At 70.5% G+C, this 2,147-nt stretch carries 2 protein-coding genes; both read left to right on the top strand.

Translation table 11 applies throughout. From position 1 onward, the window contains the following. The coding region (locus OOT08_RS10390) for a C45 family peptidase (protein ID WP_325092577.1) at positions 1-1,107 on the top strand (1,107 nt) is incomplete at its 5' end. Between the two features lie 117 nt (positions 1,108-1,224). Further along, positions 1,225-2,147: tRNA uridine(34) hydroxylase (locus OOT08_RS10385; protein WP_325092576.1), on the top strand; the 923-nt coding region annotated here is incomplete at its 3' end.

The following is a 2,147-nucleotide window of genomic DNA, read 5'->3' as shown; positions in this document are numbered from 1 at the left end:
GAGGAGGGCCCGATGCGCTTGCTGCGGCTCGTCACCGCATCCGAAACCCCGGCCGAGCGCGGTCATGAAATCGGTGCCGCACTCGCGCAAGAAATCCGCGCCAATGTCGATCGGTACCTGGCATTCTTCGCGGTGCGCGGACTGAACGAGGCCACCGTCCGTGCGGTTGCCGAAAGCAGCCTGACCGCGCTCGGCGAGTGGTCCCCCGGGCTCGCTCAGGAGCTGCGGTCGACCGCCGAGGCCGCCGGGGTCGAGCCGTGGCGGCTCGCCGCGCTGAACGCCCGGACCGAGGTGCTCGCTGTCGTGGGCGCTGATCGTGAGGGCGAGTGCTCGACCGCGATCTATGCCCCGCCCGGAGCAGCGGCGCCGCAGACGATTCAGACCTGGGACTGGCACGCGTCCCTCTGTCCGGCAGGTCTGCTCCTGGAGCTCGTGCCGGACTCGACCTCTCCGGAGCGGCGAGTCGGCCGGGTACGGCTGTTCACCGAGCTCGGCATGCTCGGCAAAATCGGGGTGAACGACGCCGGCATCGGAGTGCACTTCAACATCCTGCATCACGCGAGCGATCACCCCCGTGGCGGCGTGCCCGTGCACGCGATCGCGCGTCGCATCCTTGACGAGGCCACCTCCATCGCCGAGGCCGAGGCCATCGCTCGTTCTGCCCGCGTCAGCGCCTCGACGGTCCTCACCGTGGTGAGCCTTCGGGACGAACACCCACGCGCCGTCTGCCTGGAGCTCTCCCCCGAGCGTGTCTCGGTTCTCACCCCAGACGACGCGCACTGGTTGCTCCACACCAATCATTTCCGCCACCCCGACCAGGAGCCCGGCGAGGCCACCCCGGATGTCTCGACCACCTACGTGCGCCTGGACCACGTCGCCGAGCGAGTCGCCGACATGGCGAACGTGAGCGTGCAGGAACGCGGCGCGCAGATGTGCGGCCCGGCCGGCGGAAACGCCCCCGTTTGCTTCGTGCCGAATCCGGCAGACCCGCCGCACGAGCAGTGGACCACCCTCCTCACGATCAGCCTGGACCTCGCCGCGGCCCGATTGGATGTCGTGGCCGGGAACCCCGCGCTGCTGGCGGCAACGGGGCCCTCGCGCTTCTAAGCCTCACGACCGGCCACAGTCGGCCCAGCCACGGCAGCTGGGTCGACTGTGGGTGTCGGGGCCGGGTGGCAGCCCGCAGCCCGAGCGGCTGACACTCGGGGCGCGTACCATAAAGGGGTGTCCGTTCCTAAGATTTTGCTCTACTACTCCTTCGCCCCGATTGCCGACCCCGACGCCGTGCGGCTGTGGCAGCGTGAGCTCTGCGAATCGCTCGGCCTGCGCGGTCGGATCATCATTTCCGCGCACGGGATCAACGGCACGGTGGGCGGCGAGCTGGACGCCTGCAAGCAATACCTGCGCAGGAGCAAGGAACACCCGGCGTTCGCGAACCTCGACGCGAAATGGTCCGACGGCACCGGATTCGAGGAGGACGCCCCCGAGCCCCTGCACGGGGTGGATCGCCGCGCGCCCTGGCGGCGGATCACCGACTTTCCCCGCCTGAGCGTGAAGGCGCGCGACGAGGTCGTCAGCTTCGGCGCCCCCGAGTCGCTCCGCGTCGACGGGGACGGCGTCGTCGGCGGCGGCACCCGGCTCACCCCGGCGCAGGTGCACGAGCTCGTCGCCGAGCGCGGCGACGACGTGGTCTTCTTCGACGGCCGCAACGCCTTCGAGGCCGAGGTGGGCAAGTTCCGCGGCGCGGTCGTGCCGAACGTGGCCACGACCCACGACTTCATCCGCGAGATCGACTCCGGCGCCTTCGACGAGCTGAAGGGCCGCCCGGTCGTGACCTACTGCACGGGAGGGGTGCGCTGCGAGGTGCTCAGCAGCCTGATGATCGAGCGCGGCTTCGGCGAGGTCTACCAGATCGACGGCGGCATCGTCCGCTACGGCGAGGCCTACGGCAACGACGGGCTCTGGGACGGTTCGCTCGTCGTCTTCGACGACCGGGAAACCGTGGACTTCGGACCGAACCCGGCCCAGATCGGGCGGTGCGCGGTGTGCGGGGAGCCGACCGGCTCCCTCTCGAACTGCGCCGACCCCGGCTGCCGGACCCGCTTCGCGGCCTGCGCGGCGCACGCGGGCTCCGCCTGTGTGGCGCA

The organism is Leucobacter sp. M11 (assembly GCF_035726885.1).
GTDB lineage: Bacteria > Actinomycetota > Actinomycetes > Actinomycetales > Microbacteriaceae > JAPFRB01.
This window is presented reverse-complemented; position numbering and strand designations above follow the sequence as displayed.